The organism is Sphingomonas sp. FG14 (assembly GCF_057809675.1).
Window position 1 is genome coordinate 209907 of sequence record NZ_JBMDKK010000003.1, and the last position, 19423, is coordinate 229329.

19 protein-coding genes are annotated in these 19423 nt (G+C 65.1%); 7 read left to right on the top strand and 12 right to left on the bottom strand.

Going from position 1 to position 19423, the window contains the following annotated elements; genetic code table 11:
- Positions 1 to 92 precede the first annotated feature (92 nt).
- From ACODTA_RS13330 to ACODTA_RS13345, 4 genes are all read right to left on the bottom strand, one after another.
- Positions 93 to 380 (bottom strand): hypothetical protein, encoded by a 288-nt coding sequence (locus ACODTA_RS13330; RefSeq protein ID WP_222989421.1) that lies wholly within the window; start codon positions 378 to 380, stop codon positions 93 to 95.
- Between the two features lie 108 nt (positions 381 to 488).
- Positions 489 to 995: a nuclear transport factor 2 family protein gene (locus tag ACODTA_RS13335; protein WP_489066392.1), complete on the bottom strand. Its 507-nt coding sequence runs from the start codon at positions 993 to 995 to the stop codon at positions 489 to 491.
- Positions 996 to 1058: 63 nt separating this feature from the next.
- On the bottom strand, positions 1059 to 1316 hold the full coding sequence (locus ACODTA_RS13340; protein WP_489066393.1) for a YjhX family toxin: 258 nt from the start codon (positions 1314 to 1316) through the stop codon (positions 1059 to 1061).
- Between the two features lie 287 nt (positions 1317 to 1603).
- Positions 1604 to 2023 carry a globin domain-containing protein gene (locus ACODTA_RS13345; protein ID WP_489066394.1) on the bottom strand — a complete coding sequence of 140 codons (420 nt, stop codon included), beginning with the start codon at positions 2021 to 2023 and terminating at the stop codon, positions 1604 to 1606.
- Positions 2024 to 2153: 130 nt separating this feature from the next.
- Here ACODTA_RS13345 and ACODTA_RS13350 point away from each other — a divergent pair, with 130 nt between their 5' ends.
- Positions 2154 to 2480, top strand: a complete 327-nt coding sequence (locus tag ACODTA_RS13350) for a DUF1905 domain-containing protein (RefSeq protein ID WP_489066395.1) — start codon at positions 2154 to 2156, stop codon at positions 2478 to 2480.
- Positions 2481 to 2607: 127 nt separating this feature from the next.
- Here ACODTA_RS13350 and ACODTA_RS13355 read toward each other — a convergent pair whose 3' ends face one another.
- The 4 genes from ACODTA_RS13355 to ACODTA_RS13370 form a co-directional block, all read right to left on the bottom strand.
- Positions 2608 to 3657 carry a ribonucleotide-diphosphate reductase subunit beta gene (locus tag ACODTA_RS13355; RefSeq protein WP_489066396.1) on the bottom strand — a complete coding sequence of 350 codons (1050 nt, stop codon included), beginning with the start codon at positions 3655 to 3657 and terminating at the stop codon, positions 2608 to 2610.
- A gap of 167 nt (positions 3658 to 3824) precedes the next feature.
- Positions 3825 to 5759 carry a ribonucleoside-diphosphate reductase subunit alpha gene (locus tag ACODTA_RS13360; RefSeq protein WP_489066397.1) on the bottom strand — a complete coding sequence of 645 codons (1935 nt, stop codon included), beginning with the start codon at positions 5757 to 5759 and terminating at the stop codon, positions 3825 to 3827.
- A 451-nt stretch (positions 5760 to 6210) separates the two neighbouring features.
- Positions 6211 to 7386 (bottom strand): alpha/beta fold hydrolase, encoded by a 1176-nt coding sequence (locus ACODTA_RS13365; RefSeq protein ID WP_489066398.1) that lies wholly within the window; start codon positions 7384 to 7386, stop codon positions 6211 to 6213.
- 101 nt (positions 7387 to 7487) lie between these two features.
- The gene (locus ACODTA_RS13370) at positions 7488 to 7727 is read right to left on the bottom strand and encodes a hypothetical protein (protein ID WP_489066399.1); all 240 of its coding nucleotides are present in this window, start codon (positions 7725 to 7727) and stop codon (positions 7488 to 7490) included.
- A 171-nt stretch (positions 7728 to 7898) separates the two neighbouring features.
- On the opposite strand from ACODTA_RS13370, the gene ACODTA_RS13375 reads away from it, so the two are divergent.
- The 3 genes from ACODTA_RS13375 (at position 7899) to ACODTA_RS13385 (ending at position 11151) form a co-directional block, all read left to right on the top strand.
- Positions 7899 to 8549, top strand: coding sequence for a glutathione S-transferase family protein (locus ACODTA_RS13375; protein ID WP_489066400.1), 651 nt, complete (start codon positions 7899 to 7901; stop codon positions 8547 to 8549).
- 67 nt (positions 8550 to 8616) lie between these two features.
- A complete protein-coding gene (locus tag ACODTA_RS13380) occupies positions 8617 to 10134 on the top strand; it encodes a fumarate hydratase (protein ID WP_489066401.1) in 1518 nt (505 codons plus the stop codon).
- A gap of 93 nt (positions 10135 to 10227) precedes the next feature.
- Positions 10228 to 11151, top strand: a complete 924-nt coding sequence (locus tag ACODTA_RS13385) for a DMT family transporter (protein WP_489066402.1) — start codon at positions 10228 to 10230, stop codon at positions 11149 to 11151.
- A 64-nt stretch (positions 11152 to 11215) separates the two neighbouring features.
- Here ACODTA_RS13385 and ACODTA_RS13390 read toward each other — a convergent pair whose 3' ends face one another.
- On the bottom strand, positions 11216 to 11575 hold the full coding sequence (locus ACODTA_RS13390; protein ID WP_489066403.1) for an ArsR/SmtB family transcription factor: 360 nt from the start codon (positions 11573 to 11575) through the stop codon (positions 11216 to 11218).
- Positions 11576 to 11741: 166 nt separating this feature from the next.
- On the opposite strand from ACODTA_RS13390, the gene ACODTA_RS13395 reads away from it, so the two are divergent.
- Together ACODTA_RS13395 and ACODTA_RS13400 are read left to right on the top strand one after the other, a co-directional pair.
- Positions 11742 to 12914 carry an MBL fold metallo-hydrolase gene (locus ACODTA_RS13395; protein WP_489066404.1) on the top strand — a complete coding sequence of 391 codons (1173 nt, stop codon included), beginning with the start codon at positions 11742 to 11744 and terminating at the stop codon, positions 12912 to 12914.
- A gap of 95 nt (positions 12915 to 13009) precedes the next feature.
- Positions 13010 to 13996, top strand: a complete 987-nt coding sequence (locus ACODTA_RS13400) for an LLM class flavin-dependent oxidoreductase (RefSeq protein WP_489066405.1) — start codon at positions 13010 to 13012, stop codon at positions 13994 to 13996.
- Positions 13997 to 14043: 47 nt separating this feature from the next.
- Here ACODTA_RS13400 and cofH read toward each other — a convergent pair whose 3' ends face one another.
- From cofH to npdG, 3 genes are read right to left on the bottom strand one after another with little or no spacing between them, the layout of a single operon-like run.
- The gene (gene cofH, locus ACODTA_RS13405; protein ID WP_489066406.1) at positions 14044 to 16398 is read right to left on the bottom strand and encodes a 5-amino-6-(D-ribitylamino)uracil--L-tyrosine 4-hydroxyphenyl transferase CofH; all 2355 of its coding nucleotides are present in this window, start codon (positions 16396 to 16398) and stop codon (positions 14044 to 14046) included.
- Positions 16395 to 17048, bottom strand: coding sequence for a 2-phospho-L-lactate guanylyltransferase (cofC, locus tag ACODTA_RS13410; protein WP_489066407.1), 654 nt, complete (start codon positions 17046 to 17048; stop codon positions 16395 to 16397). Before cofC ends, cofH begins: the two co-directional genes overlap by 4 nt.
- Positions 17041 to 17697, bottom strand: a complete 657-nt coding sequence (npdG, locus tag ACODTA_RS13415) for an NADPH-dependent F420 reductase (RefSeq protein WP_489066408.1) — start codon at positions 17695 to 17697, stop codon at positions 17041 to 17043. Before npdG ends, cofC begins: the two co-directional genes overlap by 8 nt.
- 216 nt (positions 17698 to 17913) lie before the next feature.
- Here npdG and ACODTA_RS13420 point away from each other — a divergent pair, with 216 nt between their 5' ends.
- The gene (locus tag ACODTA_RS13420) at positions 17914 to 19419 is read left to right on the top strand and encodes a class I adenylate-forming enzyme family protein (protein ID WP_489066409.1); all 1506 of its coding nucleotides are present in this window, start codon (positions 17914 to 17916) and stop codon (positions 19417 to 19419) included.
- Positions 19420 to 19423: the final 4 nt, after the last annotated feature.

Genomic DNA, 19423 nt, shown 5'->3' on the forward strand with positions numbered 1-19423 from the left:
GCGGTGGGGAGATATTTGATCCGCGTCAAATCGCGGCGGGGACGATATGGAAGGTGAAACGCCCCGGCACCATGGGCGCCGGGGCGTCTGCTTCACCAGCCGCGATAGTGGCGGCGGCCATTCTGCCAGTAATAATAGCGGCCACGGCTATCGCGGCGATAGTCGCGACGAGCCTCGCGAAGATCGCGACGGAGGTCGCGGCGCGCCTCCCGCACGTCGCGGCGGCTGTCGGCACGGCGCATGTCGCGATGATAGTCGCGATAGGCGTCACGAACGTCCTCGCGATATTCGCGGCGGTCGCGCCATGACTGGGCTTCGGCGCTGGCGGGTACGGACAGGCCGATGGCGGCCAGGCTGGCTGCAATGATCAGAGTACGCATGATCCTGCTCCTTCTTTACGCGTTCCAGACTTTAGGAACGACCCAGCATGAGCGATGTTGCGTGAACCGGAAACTACGTGGCGTTCATCGGGCGGACAGGTGCCGCGATCATTTGACCGCCTCGTGCGCGTAGCTCAGGATTCTGGCGAGTTTCCAGCGATCGCCGTCCTTTTTCCAGAGCTGTGTGAAATGCGCCCGGCCGACCAGTTTTTCGGGTCCGTCGCCCTTGCGTTCGTAGAAGACATGGTCGCCATCCTCGATCGCGCCATAGCCGGGCACGGGATCGACCCTAAGCGTATCCGCGACCAGTTCCCGCCGCGATCGCCAGGCATCGGGCGCCTTCCGCTTTTCGCAGGTCTCGGCATATTGCGCGACAAATGGTGCCGCCGATCGCGTCACCACGCCCTGCTTGTCATGATAGAATTCCAGATCCTCGGTCAGCATGCCGGCAACGGCCTGCGGATCGCAGCCTTCGAAGAAGATCCGGAAGAATTCGGCGTCGTGCGCCGCGATCTCGGTGCGGAGCGCCGGATCGGGCGTCGCAGCCTGAGCGTGGCCCGCCGACAGCAAGGCGGCGGCGAGAAGACCCGACAGGGGCAGGGGGCGAAACGGCATCGGTCAGGACTCCATGTGTATTAGTAAAATAATACACATGGAGTCCTTGCGGTCAATTCGCGGTCAGCGATTGTCGAGCTGCGCGCGCACCGCGCCCAGTCCAAGCCGCGTGATGCGATAGGGTTGGCCGTCCATGCTGGCGATCAGCCGCCGGCGTTTCAGCCGGCGGAAGACGCCGAGATTGCAGTCCGAGAGCAGCCAGCCATCGCGCGTGAAACATTCCACCGCGACGATGCGGCCGTCCTCGTCGCGGCGATGCGCGATGCGGCCACCCTGCGCCAGCGCGTGCAGCACGCGCTGTTCGTATTTCGAGATATTCATGAAAATCGTGCCCGTCTTCGGACATCGCACCATAAATCCGTTCGGGCTGAGCTTGTCGAAGCCCTGTTCTTTCCTTTTTGCGCAGGAAGAAGGACAGTCCTTCGACAGGCTCAGGACGAGCGGTCGGGGCGGAATCCGGTGATAGTGCGCAAACGCGCGCTGGCGGAGGCGCGAAGCCTCGCCATTGCATTCACGCGGCCCGACGGCGCTGCCGGGTGCGAACCCGGCCCCGTCGATCAGCGGGCGACAATCTCAGACATGAACCACTCAGAAAGTGCGGACGGGCGCTAAAGCATATCCGGCGCGGGCTGTGAAGCCGGGCGGCTGATCATCGCATGCGCCATTTGCGCGAGCCGCGCGACCATGGCTTCGCCCAGCCCGGGATCGATCCCCGGTTGCGCCGCGACCGCGCGCGCCATCGCCTGCACCCATTGGCCGGCGATCGAAGGCGAAACGGCGAGGCCGCGATGGAGCGACATGACACAGGCATTGCGCGCCATCCAGGCCTGGCTCGGTCCGCCCAGCCAGGCGGTCAGGAACTGCTCCAGCCCCACCGCCACCGGCCCGAGATCGGCCGCGTGCATCGCGCGCAGCGGCGCATAGTCGGGTTCGTCATCCATCAGCGCATAGAAGCGCGCGACGATCGCCGACACCGCCGGCGCGCCGCCGATCGCGTCATAGGGAAGGATGGGGGCGGGGTCTGCCATGTTCTGCTCCGTGACGGTGCGGCATGGCATGATGGTGGCCGGCTGGATTTGATCCGCGTCAAATCGGCGGTCCGGAACGATTCTGCCGGCCGCTTGCGCGCTCGCCCCGTTTCTGGGATCGCTGATCTCCGTGAGCGATGGCGAGACACTGGTTTTCGAGGCGTTGCTGTGGCGCTGGACCCCGCAGCCGCCGGCCAAGGCGAGCTGGTATTTCGTGACCTTGACCGGCGACGGCGCCGATATGGTGCGGATGCGGTCGTTCGAGCGCCGCGCCGCCGGCCAGTCGCGTGGTTTCGGATCTGTCCCGGTGCGCGCGAGGATCGGGAGCAGCGACTTCACGACCTCACTGTTCCCGCACAAGGAAAGCGACGGCTATCTGCTGCCGATCAAGGCCGAGGTGCGGCGGCGCGAGGATATCGGGGAAGGGGATGAGGTGAAGGTGACGCTTCGGTTGTGAGGCGTCGGGATCGTGCGCGCGACGCGGGAGTGAATCCCGCGTCGTCGATCGGCGCTTTTCGCGCCGCCGGCCGGGCGCGCCTTGTTCGCCTTGGATTGGCTTGCGCCAATCCGTCGGCCGGCGCGCCTTACTCCGCCGCGATTCCTGCTTTCGCGAACATATCATCCTCGCCCGCCTCGACGGCCACATCGTTGGCGCGCGCCTTTTTGCGACGGTCGAAGCTATCCCACACCTCGTTCCAGTTGCCGCGCGTCGCGGCCTTGGAATATTCGGTGGCGCGCGTCTCGAAGAAATTGGCGTGTTCGACGCCGTTGAGCAGCGGGGCGAGCCAGGGCAGCGGGTGTTCGTCGATCATGAACATCGGCTTCAGGCCGAGCTGGCCCAGGCGCCAGTCCGCGATGTAGCGGATATATTTCTTGATCTCCTTGGGGCTCATGCCGGGCACCGGGCCCTGCTCGAACGCCAGGTCGATGAACGCGTCCTCCAGCCCCACCGTGGTGTGGCAGACGTCGCGGATATCGCTCTTCACAGCCGCGGTCAGGCAGTCGCGCTCGCGCGTGAAGGCGTGGAACAGCTTGGTGATGCCTTCGCAGTGCAGGCTCTCGTCGCGGATCGACCAGGTGACGATCTGGCCCATGCCCTTCATCTTGTTGAAGCGCGGGAAGTTCATCAGCATCGCGAAGCTGGCGAAGAGCTGGAGCCCCTCGGTGAAGCCGCCAAACATGGCGAGCGTGCGCGCGATATCCTCGTCGGTATCGACGCCGAAGGTCGCGAGATAGTCGTGCTTGTCCTTCATTTCCTTGTACTGAAGGAACATGCCGTACTCGCTCTCGGGCATGCCGATCGTGTCGAGCAGGTGGCTGTATGCCGCGATGTGCACCGTCTCCATGTTGCTGAACGCGGTCAGCATCATCTTGATCTCGGTCGGCTTGAACACGCGGCCGTACTTGTCGTGGTAGCAATCCTGCACCTCGACATCGGCCTGGGTGAAGAAGCGGAAGATCTGGGTGAGCAGGTTGCGCTCGTGATCGGTCAGCTTCTGCGCCCAGTCGCGGCAATCCTCGCCCAGCGGCACTTCCTCCGGCATCCAGTGGATCTGCTGCTGGCGCTTCCAGAACTCGAACGCCCAGGGATATTCGAAGGGCTTGTACTGTTTGGACGCTTGAAGGAGTGGCATTTCGCGTTCTTCCTTATCCTGTCATTCCAGCAAAAGCTGGAATCCAAGCGATCTCCGTTGTCCGCAGTGCTTGGTGATATTCGGTATGGGCCCCAGCCCTTCGACCTCGCTCAGGAGATCCTTTCGCCGGGGTGACAATCAATCGTTCAGAGCGGCCAATGACGGGGTCATTGGCACGCCAGGCACTCGTCATAATCCTTCACCTCGACCTCGATCTGCTTGAGGTCGATGGTGTTGTCCGCTTCGACGCCGCCCGCGAAGCCCGCGCGCTGCACGCTCTTCGAACGAAGATAATAGAGCGACTTGATGCCCAGTTCCCAGGCGCGGAAATGGAGCATCAGCAGATCCCATTTCTCGACATCGGCGGGGATGAACAGGTTCAGCGAGGCCGACTGGTCGATATAGGGGGTGCGATCCGCCGCCAGCTCGATCAGCCAGCGCTGGTCGATCTCGAAGCTGGTCTTGTAGGTGTCCTTCTCCTCCTGCGAGAGGAAGTCGAGATGCTGGACCGAGCCGCCCCGCTCCAGGATAGTGTTCCACACCGCTTCGCTGTTCTTCGATTTCTCGCTGAGCAGCTTTTCCAGATAAGGATTGCGGATCGAGAAGCTGCCGGACAGCGTCTTGTGCGTATAGATGTTGGCCGGGATCGGCTCGATGCAGGCGGAGGTGCCGCCGCAGATGATGCTGATCGACGCGGTCGGCGCGATCGCCATCTTGCACGAGAAACGCTCCATCACGCCCATGTCGGCGGCGTCGGGGCAGGGGCCGCGCTCGACCGCCAGGTTCATCGACGCTTCGTTCACCTGCGCGCTGATGTGCTTGAACATCTTCAGGTTCCAGCTCTTGGCCATCGCCCCCTCGAAGGGCAGGCCGCGCGCCTGGAGGAAGCTGTGGAAACCCATCACGCCCAGGCCAACCGAGCGCTCGCGCTCGGCGCTGTACTTGGCGCGCGCCATCTCGTCGGGCGCGCGGGCGATATAGTCGGACAGCACATTGTCGAGGAAGCGCATCACGTCCTCAATGAACTGCTTGTCGCCGTTCCACTGGTCCCAGGTCTCGAGGTTGAGGCTTGAGAGGCAGCAGACCGCGGTGCGGTCATTGCCGAGATGGTCGGTGCCGGTGGGCAGCGTGATCTCGGAGCAGAGATTCGAGGTCGAGACCTTGAGGCCCAGATCGCGGTGATGCTTGGGCATGGTGCGGTTCACCGTGTCGCCGAACACGATATAGGGCTCGCCGGTCGCCAGCCGGGTTTCGACCAGCTTCTGGAACAGCGCGCGGGCATCGACGCGGGCGCGCTCCGACTGGTCCTTGGGGCTGCGCAGCACCCATTCGGCGCCGTCGCGCACGGCTTCCATGAAATCGTCGGTCAGCAGCACGCCGTGATGGAGGTTCAGCGCCTTGCGGTTGAAATCGCCCGAGGGCTTCCGAATCTCCAGGAATTCCTCGATCTCGGGGTGCGAGATGTCGAGATAGACCGCCGCCGATCCACGGCGGAGCGAGCCTTGCGAGATGGCGAGCGTCAGCGAATCCATCACGCGGACGAAGGGGATGATGCCGCTGGTCTTGCCGTTGAGGCCGACGGGCTCGCCAATGCCGCGCACGCTGCCCCAATAGGTGCCGATGCCGCCGCCACGGCTGGCCAGCCACACATTCTCGTTCCAGGTGTTGACGATGCCGTTCAGGCTGTCGTCCACCGAATTGAGATAGCAGGAGATGGGCAGGCCGCGCCCGGTACCGCCGTTGGAAAGCACCGGCGTTGCGGGCATGAACCAGAGGCGCGAGATATAGTCGTAGACGCGCTGCGCGTGCGCGGCATCGTCGGCATAGGCCGATGCGACGCGGACGAAGAGATCCTGATAGCTTTCGCCGGGGAGCAGATAGCGGTCGCGCAGCGTCTCCTTGCCGAAATCGGTCAGCAGCGCGTCACGCGCGTGATCGACATCGACAGGGAAGGGCAGCGGCAGCACCGTCTTGCTGTCGATCGCGGCGCTCTTGCCGTCGACGGCCTTTTCCTCCGCCTTGCTGGCGGGCTTGGTCGGTGCTTCGGTTACGGTTGCTGACACGTCGCTGCTGCTCTCTTCCCGGGTATCTCTGAAGTCCATGATTTACGCGCTCCCGTTCCCGATCCGTTCGACTCGGGGGCAAGCCCCCAGAATAGCATCTTTCCAAGGGCTCGGGCACGTGAATTTCGCTCGATTCCGTCGTTCTCGACATGGCGAAACCGCGTGTCGCGATATGGTGTCGCGTTGGCGGTTCTACCAGTAGTTGTGCCCAGCCCCCTGGATTCACACCATCAATAGTGCCGTATCCGGCCGGCGATGCAAGACGGTAAATGACGGTTCGGAGACTCGGTTCGTCGCTCGTATGACTCGGTTCGTGGCAGCGGCGAAACGAGGTCGGCGCGCGACGCGCGGAGTTTCCTCGCCTCCTGAAAAGGCAAGGGAACGGACGAGGAACAAAAATATTTTGCTACGATCGGGCCGGATCGGATCGATCCGACCCATGGGGGTCATCGATCGGTCGCCGGTTGGTCATCGATCCGTCACCGATCGGTCATGGTGTGGTCGGGGCGTCGTCGCAGCGGCGCCCGCCGGTGGGCACCCGACCCTGCGCGAAGGGCAGCGCCTTGTCGCGCAAGGCGCCCAGCAGCCGACCGGGCTGTTCGTTCACCAGATAATGGGCGGCATCGTCGATCACCACCATCTCGGTATAGGGCGAACAGATCTCGGCGGAGAGCGCAGCGGCGGCCTCGGTCGGTGCCTGCAGGTCGTAGCGGCCCGAGACGAAGATCACCGGCACATCGAAACGCGTGCCGAGCGTCCGGCGGAAATCCCAGCCCGCCGCCGAACGCAGCAGCGGGGTCCGCCATTCATCCGAACCGCCCAGCATGCCGAAGATATCGCCGAGATCTAGATCCGGCGATGCCAGTGCGGTCAGCAACGTCCATCGCGCGATGTCGCCGCCTCCGCGCGCATTATAGATCGCGCCCCTGAGCGGCAGGACCGGATGCTGGACCTTGGCCATCCAGGCGCTGAATGCTTCGACGTCCCGGCCCGGCGGCGGATCGCCCATCGCCGCGACTTCCGCCGCCAGCGCCGAATCGCCGCGCCGCTTCGCGATGCGCCCGACCGCATCGCGTGTCGCGACGAAATTGGTCTCCCATCCCGTCACCTGGCCGAAGCCGACATAGGCATGGAGCAGGTCGGGGCGCCGGCGGGCGACTTCCGCGCCCAGCAGCGAGCCCCAGCTATGACCGACCAGGATGATCCGGCGCTGATGGAATTTGCGGCGCAGATGTTCGATCAGCGCGATGGCGTCGTCGACGAGCTGGGTGCGCGTGACGGTGCCGCGTAGCGCTTCGCCGTCGATCGCCGAACGACCAAAGCCGCGCTGGTCCCATTGGACCACGGTAAAATATTCCTCCCAGGGGCGCTGGAACGAATAGGAGACGCCGCTGATCGTGCCGCCTGGGCCGCCATGGAGGTAGAGCAGCACGGGATTGTTGCGGTCCTGGCCCCGGATCGTCACCCATTGGCGCGCGCCGTTCAACCGGACATAGAGCTTCTGGTCCACGCCCCGGGGGGACATGATGATGCCGCCCGCATAATTATTCTCGCGCGCGATGGAGCGGATGAGGAGCGATGTCGCGATCGTGACAATGAGCACCGCCAGCAGGGGCAGAAGCACATAGCGTGCTCCCAGGGCCAGAACGCGCTTCAGCTTCCCCATTTATCCATCCCTGCCATTATTCTCTAATCAGAAAATTATATCCCGACGGAGACAGGTGTAAAGCGGCAAAGCAGATCGGAGATCCAGAAACCTCAGTTCCGTTACCCGCGCGGTTTTCGACGCCAGATACGGAGCCGATCGAACAGCGTGACCCCCAGATAGGCCGCGCCCAGCCAGAATATCGCTTCGGTGAGCAGCGCCGCCGCCAGCACGATCCCGGTCCGCAGCGCGACGCTCGGCTCGAGCAGCCATATCGTCGCGGCGACCGCGACCCAGGCGGATATGACGATGGTGCCGGCGGCGATGATGAGGCCATGGCGCAGGCGAGCGTTTCTGATCATTGGCGTCCTCCCGAACGGTTATCTGCCTGTTAGTCACGCGGCCGCGTCGCCTTCTTTCAAGGGCGCGAAAATAAATCGCGATCCAGCCCGGCGTCGGGGCTATCTGCTTGCAGATTGCAATCGGTTGATCTAACCGCCTTGCGGCACGAGCACGAAAAGGCAGGTGGCGTCATGGCTCTCGAACTCTTCTCGCACCCCTTCTCTTCCTATTGCCAGAAGGCGCTGATCGCGTTGTTCGAGAACGACACGCCTTTCACCTACCGCATGCTCGAGGATGAAGGCGTGGGTGAGGAACTGGCGCGAATCTGGCCGCTTGGCCGCTTTCCCGTGCTGCGCGAGGGTGATCGCGTGGTGCCGGAAGCGACGATGATCATCGAATATCTCGACGTCCATCATGCCGGTCCGGTGCGGCTGATCCCCGAGGATCGCGACGCCGCGATCGCCGTGCGCATGATGGATCGCTTCTTCGACAATTACATCGCCAGCCCTCAGCAGAGGATCGTCTTCAACTCACTGCGTGACGAGGCGGCCCGCGATGCGCACGGCGTGACGGAGGCCCAGTCGCTGCTGGACAAGGCCTATCGCTGGCTGGACGGCTATATGGACGGTCGCGAATGGGCGGCGGGCGATTTCAGTCTGGCGGACTGCGCGGCGGCGCCGCAACTCTTCTATGCCGACTGGACCCATGCGATTCCCGCGGAATTCGCGAACGTCCATGCCTATCGCCAGCGGTTGATCGAACGGCCGAGCTTCGCGCGCGCCATAGACGAGGGGCGGCCCTATCGGTCCTATTTTCCGCTGGGCGCGCCCGACCGCGATTAGACCGGCCATTCCCACCTGCCGCGGAGCGCGATAAGGGGACGCGACTCCGCCCGTAGGGAAAGACCGAATGACCGTCATCAAGGAAGCCGACCTGATCGAGAGCGTGGCCGACGCGCTCCAGTTCATCTCCTATTACCACCCGATGGATTATATCCGCGCACTCGGCGCCGCCTATGAGGCGGAGGTGTCGCCTGCGGCGAAGGACGCGATCGCGCAGATCCTGACCAACAGCCGCATGTGCGCAGAGGGGCATCGCCCGATCTGCCAGGATACCGGCATCGTCACGGTGTTCGTCAAATGGGGCCAGGATTGCCGGCTGGAATCGGACAAGTCGCTCCAGGAGGTGATCGATGAAGGCGTACGTCGCGCCTATCGCAACCCGGAAAATCCGCTGCGCGCCTCGATCCTCGCCGATCCCGCTTTCAGCCGCGTGAACACCAAGGACAACACGCCCTCCGTGCTCCATGTCGAAATGGTGCCGGGCGGCAAGATCTCGGTCGATGTCGCGGCCAAGGGCGGTGGCAGCGAGAACAAGTCCAAGTTCAAGATGCTCAACCCCTCCGACTCGATCGTCGACTGGGTGCTGGAGATGGTGCCGCAGATGGGTGCGGGCTGGTGCCCGCCGGGCATGCTTGGCATCGGCATCGGCGGCACCGCCGAAAAGGCGGCGTTGCTCGCCAAGGAATCGCTGATGGGCGGGATCGACATGAGCCAGCTCAAGGCGCGTGGGCCGCAGAACAGGATCGAGGAACTGCGCATCGAGATCTACGACAAGGTCAATGCGCTCGGCATCGGTGCGCAGGGGCTGGGCGGGCTTTCGACGATCCTCGACGTCAAGATCATGGACTGGCCGACGCATGCCGCGTCCAAGCCGATCGCGATGATCCCCAATTGCGCGGCGACCCGCCACGCGCATTTCACGCTCGACGGATCGGGCCCGGCCTATCTCGAGCCGCCCAAGCTGTCCGAATGGCCCGACGTCAACTGGGCGCCGAGCAAGGAAGCGATCCGCGTCGATCTCGATGCGCTTACCCCCGAGGTCGTGCAGAGCTGGAAGCATGGCGACCGGCTGCTGCTCAACGGCAAGATGCTCACCGGCCGCGATGCCGCGCACAAGCGCATCCAGGACATGCTGGCCAAGGGCGAACCGTTGCCGGTCGAATTCGCCGGGCGTGTCATCTATTATGTCGGCCCCGTCGATCCGGTCGGTGAGGAGATTGTGGGCCCCGCCGGCCCGACGACCGCGACACGCATGGACAAGTTCACGCGCATGATGCTGGAACAGGGGCTGCTCGCGATGGTCGGCAAGGCCGAACGCGGCCCCATGGCGATCGACGCGATCCGCGAACACAAATCCGCGTATCTGATGGCGGTCGGCGGCGCGGCCTATTTGGTCGCCAAGGCGATCAAGGGCTCGAAGGTCGTCGGTTTCCACGATCTCGGCATGGAGGCGATCTACGAGTTCGAGGTGCAGGACATGCCGGTGACGGTGGCCGTCGATGCCGAGGGCCAGAGCGTCCACCACCTCGCGCCGCTCGTCTGGCAGGACAAGATCCGCAAGGAAAAGCTGCTCGAGGGCGTGTAGGGCTTTCTCCTCCCCATCTGGTGATGGGGAGGGGAACCGCCAGCCAGAGGCTTGGTGGTGGAGGGGAAATGCGATGCCGCCGTTGCGTAAAGCATGATCACATCCCCGATCTGGCTGCCCGCCACATTGATCGGCGGCGTGCTCCAGGCCTGGCGGACGGCGGTGCAGCGCCGCGTGAGCCAGTCCCTGTCGGTGAACGCCGCCGGGCTCGTCCGCTATCTTTACGGCCTGCCTTTCGCGCTGGCCTTGTGGGCGGCCTATCAGTTCGTCGTCGCACCCGCTGCCTTGCCCGACATCGGGGCGATGTTCCTGCCGCTCTGCGCGGCGGCGGGGCTGGCGCAGATCGTGGCGACCAACTTGCTGTTGATGGCGTTCGAACAGCGCAATTTCATCGTCGGCACAGCCTATTCGAAGACCGAGGCGGTACAGGGGGCGTTGCTGTCGCTGGTTCTGCTCGGCGAGCGCCTGAGCTTGCTCGCCTGGGCCGGGATCGTCTCGGGCGTGATCGGGGTGATGATCCTCTCCACCGGGGGCAAAAGGATGGCGCCGGGCGAACTGCTGCGTGCGCTCGGCCAGCCCGCCGCGCGCTATGGCATCGCCTCCGGCCTGTTCTTCGCGCTCACCGCCGTCGCGGTGCGCCGCTCGACCGTGGAGATCGGGACCGCCGATCCCGTCAGGTCCGCGTTGCTGGCGCTGGCCGTGACGATCACGCTTCAGACGCTCATGCAGGGCGGCTGGCTGTTCTGGCGCGAACGCAGCCAGGTGCGCGCGGTGTTTTCGAGCTGGCGGGTCTCCGGGCAGGTCGGCCTGCTGTCCGCGATCGGATCCGCGTGCTGGTTCACGGGGTTCGCCACCGCGCCGGTCGCGCTCGTCCGGATCGTCGGCCAGGTGGAGATGGTCTTCACCTTGGGGTTCGCGCATTTCTATCTGCGCGAGCGGCTGCGCGCCAGCGAAGTCGCCGGGCTCGCGCTGGTGGTGCTGGGCGTGATGCTGGCGCTTGGCGGATCGATGCTGTGACGATGCCGCGGATGGCGATCACCGATTTCGGCCGGGCTGGTTGGCCCGAGGATTCATCCGCGCCCTATGGGTTACCAGGGCTGCTGCTGTCGGACTGAACTGCATGTTTGCGCCGTCGTTCCGGCTTTTGCTCTTGCGCGACATCCAGCAGCGTCTGCAGCCGGACGTCGCCGAACTTGCCGATCCAGCGCCGGACGATCTGCGCGAGCGGCACCGGGTTGAGGTAATGGAGCTTCTCGCGCCCGCGCCGACGGACCGCGACGAGGTTGGCCGCTTCCAGCACGGCAAGATGTTTCGAAACCGCCTGGCGCGACATCGTCAGATCGGTGTAGAGAGCACTGAGCGTCTGGCCATTATGGGCGAAGAGTCGATCGAGAAGCTCGCGCCGGCTTTCGTCGGCCAACGCACGGAAAATATCGGTCATCGATGCAGTTAGGCAACCATATGGTTGCCTGTCAACCGATTGAAGTGGCTGCGGTTCGATGCCGTTGGGCTCAGGCTGCTGTTTGCCATGATTTCCGAGCCGGCGGGTGATTCCATCCGTCCCGGAACCGCTCTATGCGTCAGCCGGCACGGCATCCGGAGACATTATGCGAAGCGTGAGGCTGCTCAAGGCGTTGGTCACGATCCTATGGTTCGCCGCCATCGCGGCGTGTCTCGTGATTACGATCGCGCCGCCTTTCCTCGATCGCGTCTATTATCGCGGGCCGGTGAGCGATCATTTCGACGGCGCACGCTTCCTCAATCCCGATGGCGAGGACACCGTCCGTCCGCCCACGGGCGGTGGCCGCAGCGGTTTCCTGTTCCGCTGGGTGTTCGGGAACGACGATCGCCCCGCCTGGCCGCTCGGAATCGCGGTGGCGCAGACGAAGCCGGCGGCGCGAGTGGAGGGCGACGCGATGGTCGCGACCTGGGTGGGCCATGCCACGGTGCTTGTCCAGACGCAGGGGCTCAACATCCTGACCGATCCGATCTGGGCCGATGTCGCGGGGCCGTTCGACCGGATCGGCCCAAGGCGTATCGCGCAGCCCGGCATCCGCTTTCAGGATCTGCCGAAGATCGACCTGATCGTCGTCAGCCACAATCATTACGATCATATGGACCTCTCGACGCTGAAGCGGCTCTGGGACCGCGACCGGCCGAGGATCGTGACGAGCCTGGGCAACGACACGCTGATCCGCGGCGCCGGCGCCGAGGCGACCGCGCTCGACTGGGGCGGGCGGTTGACATTGAAGCCCGGCATCGATGTCGTGGTGACGCGCAACCATCATTGGGGCAGCCGCTGGGGCACCGATCGCAATCGTGCGCTCTGGTCCAGCTTCACCGTCACCTTGCCGGGCGGCAATGTCTTCTTCGCCGGCGATACCGGGCCGGGTGACATGAAATGGCCGGGCGAGGCGGCGAAGCTCGGCCCGGTTCGCTTCGCGATCCTGCCGATCGGCGCTTTCCGTTTCGAACCCGGCCAGATGAAGACGGGCAGCCATATCGGCCCGCGCGAGGCGGTGGATGTGTTTTCCGCACTGGGCGCGTCGTTCGGCCTGCCCATCCATTGGGGCACTTTCCGCCTCTCTTACGAAGCCTATGACACGCCGCCACAGATGCTCGATCTGTTCGCCCGTTGCGCGGGCTATGGACCTGATATCTTCCGGCCGCGTCGGATCGGCGTGGCGGTCAGCGTACCGCCGTATCGGGCGCCCGTGCGCAGCGGTGCCGATGGTCGCGACTGTATCGAGGGTTCGGCGGCGCTTCGCGCGCTTCGATAGCGGACGGCATGCCGATCGATACGCTGGCTGCTTGAATTATGCGGGATGATCGTTAATACCGACCGGACGGTATTTTCTGGTGAAGCGAGGTTGCGATGGTGAAGCTCGGTCTCTTCCTGACGGCGCAATTCGATCCTGCGAGCGACATTCGTCAGGGGGTGGAGCATGTCGCCGCGCAGGCGCGGGATGCCGAGCGTTACGGTTTCGACGCTCTGTTCCTGGGACATCATTATCTGGCGCATTCGGCGTTCATGCAGCCGCTACCGTTGCTCGGCTACCTTGCCGCGCAGACGAGCCGGGTCGAGCTGGGGCTGGGCGTCCATCTCGCGCCGCTCGCAAATCCGCTTGCCCTCGCCGAGGATTTGGCGACGATCGACGCACTATCGGGCGGGCGGCTGATCATCGGCGTCGGCAGCGGTTATCGCGCGCGCGAATATGATGCGCTGGGCGTGCCTTATGCCGATCGCTTCAAGCGTCTCGAGCTCAACACGTCGATCCTCCGGCGATTGCTGGCGGGGGAGGAGGTCGGCGGGGAATTTCCCTTCGGCACGCTCGACCGGGCGAAGGTGCATCTGCGCGGCCGGCCCGTCGGGCAATCGCCCGATATCTGGATGGGTGCGTTCGGTGAGATCGGCCTCAAGCGCGCCGCGCGGCTCGACTGTTCGTGGCTCGCCCCGCCCGACGGCGACGAGGATGAGCAAGCCGCCCGCTTCGATCAATATCGGGCATTTCTCGCCGAGGCCGGCAAGAGCGTCGATCGCGCCTATCCCTTGATGCGTGAAGTCGTCGTGGCATCGACCAACGAACGTGCGCGGGAAATCGCGCGCGAGCACATGGCGCGCCAATATCAGCAATATAAGCAATGGCAGGCGGCGCAGGACGCCTCGATCGACGATCTGCTCGATCGGTTCGCGATCGTCGGTGATCCGGAACGCGTGACGGCGAAGATGCGTAGCCTGACCGAGCGGCTGGGCCTCACCCACCTGCTCGCCCGCGTCCAATGGGCGGGTATGCCGCATGAGGATGCGACGGCCGCGATCCGCCTGATGGGTGAAGAGGTGATTCCGGCGCTCAAGGCATAGCGCGCCGTGACGGGGCGCCGGCCGGGACAAACCGGCCGAGCCCCGTTTCAGACGCGCGCGTGTTTGCGCTTCGGTGGCGTCAGGATGGCATCGGCGAGTGCGCGCGCCGATCGCGACAATTCGGTCCGGTCACGCGGCGCATCGGCGTAAAGCGTCGTGCGCTGGCGATGAGGGCGGCCAGCGGCGGCGATCATCGTCTCCATGCGTTCGGGGCTCATTTCCTCACCGTGCGATGCACCGGCGGCGCGTGTGATGCTCTCGTTCATCAGCGTGCCGCCGAGATCGTTGACGCCGGCATCCAGGCATCGCCGCGCGCCCTCGGCGCCCAGCTTGACCCAGGATGCCTGGATATTGGGGATCCAAGGTCCGAGCGTGAGACGCGCGACTGCGTGCATCAACAATGCTTCCCGCCAGGTCGGCCCCGGACGCGCCTTGCCCTGGCGATAGATCGGCGCCTGTTCGGCGACGAAGGGCAGCGGCACGAATTCGGTGAAACCGCCCGTTCGCATCTGCAGGTCGCGCACCGCGATCAGGTGACGCGCCCAGTGGCGATAGGTGTCGACATGGCCGAACATGATGGTCGCGGTGGTGCGGACGCCCAGGCGATGCGCCTGCGTCATCACGTCGATCCACTCGTCGGTCGAAACCTTGTCAGGACACAGGATCGCGCGGACTTCCTCGTCGAGCACCTCGGCCGCCGTGCCCGGCAGGCTGCCCAGCCCGCTGTCGCGCAACTGGCCCAGGAATCGATCGAGCGTCAGGCCCAGAGTCGTCGCGCCGTGCGCCACTTCGAGTGGAGAAAAGGCGTGGACGTGAATGTCGGGTGCCGCGTCCTTCGCGGTGCGCAACAGCGAGAGATAGGTGGACCCGTCATAGGCGGGATGGATGCCACCCTGCATGCAGACCTCGACCGCGCCGCGATCTCGCGCTTCGCGCACGCGCCGCGCCACTTCGGCAAGATCGAGATCATAGGGTTTGCCGCGCAGCGAATCCGCGCCGCGCCCTTTCGAAAAGGCGCAGAAGGCGCAGGCATGGCTGCAGATATTGGTATAGTTGATGTTGCGCGTGACGACGTAGCTGACCGTGGTGCCGGACTGCAGCGTCCGCATCCGATCGGCCGCCGCGCAAATCTCGTCCACCGCGCCGCCGCGCGCGGCGAACAGGGTGGCGATCTCGTCCGCGGTGAGCGGCGTCTGTGCTTCGGCGCGGCGCAGGATCGCGGAGACCGCGCTGCCGATGCCCGACGGCGAAAGCCTGGGCGCGGGCGGAGACGGGCTGACGCCCGTGCGCCAGCCATGATCGTCGCGCGCGAGCCCGGATCCGTCGGCAAGTTCACGGATCCTGGGCGCCAGCGCGGGATCGGCCCAGCGATCGAGCACTTGGGCGAAGCGCGGATAGATGGTCAGGCGCTCGACCAGCAGCTTGCCCGCATCCGCGGTCTCCCGTTCCAGCCGCGCCAGTTCGGGCCATGCGGCTTCCGGATTGACGTGATCGGGCGTGACCGGGGAAACGCCGCCCCAATCGTCGATGCCGGCATCGACGATCACGGACAGTTGCCCCGGCGACAGATTGGGCGGCGCCTGGATGGAGATGTCGTCGGGCAGCATCAGGCGGGCGGCCGCGATCGTCCAGCGCAACTCGTCGATATCGGGTTCCGCCGCGTCCGCCATCCGCGTTCCCGGCTTGGCGCGAAAATTCTGGACGATCACCTCCTGGATATGGCCGTGACGGGCATGCATGCCCGCGATCGCCTCGATCGTCTCGATACGTTCGGCTCGGGTTTCGCCGATGCCGATCAACAGCCCGGTGGTGAAGGGAATGCCAAGCGATCCGGCCGCGTCGATCATGCGCAGCCGCACATCGGGATCCTTGTCGGGCGATCCGAAATGTGGCCCGCCGCGTTCCAGCAATCGCCGTGACGTCGACTCGATCATGATCCCCATCGACGCGGAGACCGTGCGAAGCGCCGCGAGTTCGTCACGGTCGAGGATGCCGGGATTCAGATGCGGAAGCAGCCCGGTCTCTTCGAGTACCGCCCGTGCCGCCATCGCCAGATATTCGGCGGTGGTCGCGTACCCCAGCGCGTCGAGCGCCTCGCGCGCCGCGCGGTAGCGGAGTTCGGGCTTGTCGCCGAGCGTGAACAACGCTTCCTTGCACCCGGCTTGCGCGCCTGCACGCGCGATCGCCTTCACATCGTCGAGCGACAGATAGGGGGAGGCGATGTCGCGCGGTGCCTTGGCGAATGTGCAATAATGGCAGACGTCGCGGCACAGGCTGGTCAACGGAATGAAGACCTTGCGCGAATAGGTGACCAGCCGCCCGCGCACCGCATCGCGCCTGGCGCTGGCCGCGGCTGTCAACGCGTCGAGATCGTCGAGTGGAAACTGAGGGGGCTGGGTCATGCCACGCGCTCCGTCAAAATCGTTCGGCCGGCAAGGAAAGCGGCGGTTGCCATGCCCGGTCGAGCGTGGACCAGGCGTCCGACGGCCGCTGGCGTGTCGATATCGTCGATCAGGCGGCTGCCGAACAGGCAGCGCAATGGCGATCCGTTCCGCATGGCCTCCGCCATATGATCCGCGAAGCTACCCGGCCCATAATGGAAATCGAAGGGTTTCGAGGGGGCGAGCAGCAGCGCGTTGGTGCCGCCGTCACGGGCGCGAACCCCGGCGGCGGGTCCGAGCCGGGCCAGCCGGTCGATGTCCGTCCCACGCGCGTACGGCAGATCGGCGGGGAGCAGTATCAGCCGGCGATCGCCGTGTTGGCGTGCATGTTCCAATGCGTAAGCGGCGGCGGTGTTGAGTCCCTGATCAGCCGCTTCAGGTCGCCAATCCGCACCCATCTCGCGCGCGATCCGACCGACTTCGCGATCGCTGCTTTGCACGGTCACTTCAGCGGCCGACCGCGCATCGACAGCGGCCGTGACCACGTCTCGCAGCATGGCTTCCGCCAACGCCGCGCGTTCAACCGGCGCGAAGCGCGGAGCAAGGCGCTGTTTGGCAAGCGCGAGAGGCTTGCAGAGGATCACGATCGACACCCGATCCGTCTCAGCCATGCGTGTCGATTCCCGTGATGCGAAGGCCGGCATGCCCGGACTTGTAGGTGCGGTTCATGAAGATGAGCAATGAGGTCAGCGCTTCCGCCGCGACCGAATTGGCGAGCGGGCCGGCATGCCAGGCGCGCAGCCCGCAATCCCGCGCGATGCCGATCGCGGCTTCTCTCGCATCGGCGTCGTCGCCGGTGACGAGCACGTCGCAGTCGATATCTCCGTCCTGCTGGAGCCATTGCGCGCCGACATTCTGGAAGGCGGAGACCAGCCGGACGTCAGGCCCGGCGGCGGTGGCGGCACGTGCGGCCGCGGATCCTTCGGCGGGCAATTGCACCATCGACACCTTGGGTGGCTGAAGCGGAACCGTCGCGTCGATCAGGATCTTGCCCGAAAGATGCGGCGCGACGTCACGGATCACCTCGGTCTGGTTCGAAAAGGGTACGGTGAGGATCGCGAGCTCGGCGGCCTTCGCCGCGTCCGCATGCGTCATGCCCTCGACAGAACCGAGCGGGGCCAATGAAGCCGCCGCTTCCTGCGCGCGGGTCGAATCGCGTGATCCGATGATCACATGCCAGCCCGCGATCGCGAGACGGCGAGCCAGACCAGATCCAAGCGCGCCGGTTCCGCCCAGCACCGCGATTCGCTTCTGCGTCATCAATCCCTCCTTCATTCCGACCGGAATGAATGTATGGCTAGTCAGTGGCGGCGGTGCATGCAATCTGTTTCTTCCAGGCGCCGGAAATCGGCACATCCGGAACCGTAGTGGCGCTTTTTTCCGTCACCCTCTTGACCCATCGCAGACGACGCGCCAGAAAGTTCCGACCGACCGGTATTAACTTTGCCGGTGGCGACGAGCATAGTGGGAGAGGCAATGAACCTGGCGGACGATCTGTTCCGGCGGATGCGCGAAGCCCCCGGGCGCCAGGCGTTGGCGTTCGAGGATCGGCGCTGGAGCTATGCCGCTTTGGGCGCGGCGATCTCTGCCTGGGCCGGTGCGATCGCGGAGAACGGAATCCGCGCGGGCGATCGCGTCGCGCTGGTGCTGAAAAATCGATCCGAAAGCGTGATCGCGCTTTATGCGTGCTGGGCGATCGGGGCTGTGCCCGTGCTGGTCAGTCCGCTCTATGGCCCCGATGATCTGGTCGGCGCGCTCGACAAGACCGCGCCCCGCCTGGCGATCGTCGGCGACGATCTCTCCGATGCACGCGCCGCCGTCGATGGCCGTGCGATCGCCATGATCATGCTGAGCGCGCTGGATGGTGCCTCTCACGACGGGGCGCCGATCGAACCGGTCGATCTGCCGGTGGACCATGAATCGTCGATCCTGTTCACTGGCGGAACCACGGGCACGCCCAAGGCGGTGATCGCCACACATGGCGGCACGCTCGCGACGATGGGCAAGCTCGCGGCTGCCTCCAAGAACCGGCCGCCACCCTATGAGATCGCGCCGGATGCGGTTTCGCCCAATCTGGTCTTGCTGCCGCTGTTCCACAGCGGTGGCCAGCAGGCGCTGCTTTTCTCCTTTCATGTCGGCCGATCGGTCGCGCTGGTTGAGCGTTTTTCGCCCGAAGCGGTGCACGCAGCCGTCGCCGCGCACGCGATCGACAATCTGTTCCTGCTGCCGACGATGGTCTATGATCTGGCCTATGCCGCCGCGACGGTGGATTTGAGCCCGGTTCGCTCGGTGCTGGTCGCTGGCGGCGCGGTCGATCCCGAAACCCGAGCCGCGTTCGAGCGGCGCTTCAATATTCCATTGCTCAGCAATTACGGATCGACCGAGGTGGGCCATGTCGCGGGCTGGACCGCGCGTGACGTTCGCGAGGGGCGATGGCGGCCGGGTTCGGTCGGCCGCGTCTATGCGGGTGTCGAGGTCGAGGTGCGCGGTGATGATGGCCGACCGGTCGCATCCGGCGACGTCGGCGAGATCTGCGTGCGCACCGATCTGACCAAGGGTTATGCCGGTGATGAATCGTCGGGCGATGCGATCCATGTCGATGGCTGGGTGCTGTCGGGCGATCTGGGCCGTATCGATGCGGACGGCGTCCTCTATCTTTCGGGCCGCAAACGCGAACTGATCAAATGCGGCGGCTTTCAGGTCTTCCCGGCCGAGGTCGAGGATGCGCTGCGCACCAGCCCGATCGTCGCGGACGTCGCGGTAGTCGGTGCCGATGACCCCCGGCTTGGCCAGATTCCCAAGGCGATCGTGGTGCCGCGCGCCGGCCTGGATGCCGTCGGCGAGGTCGAGCGCGCGATGCTGATCGCGCATGTTCGCGAGCGGCTGGCCCATTACAAGGCGATACGCGCCGTCGAATTCGTCGCGGCCTTGCCGCGCACGCCCACCGGAAAGATCGATCGCGCCGCGCTGGCGGCCCGTTGAATTG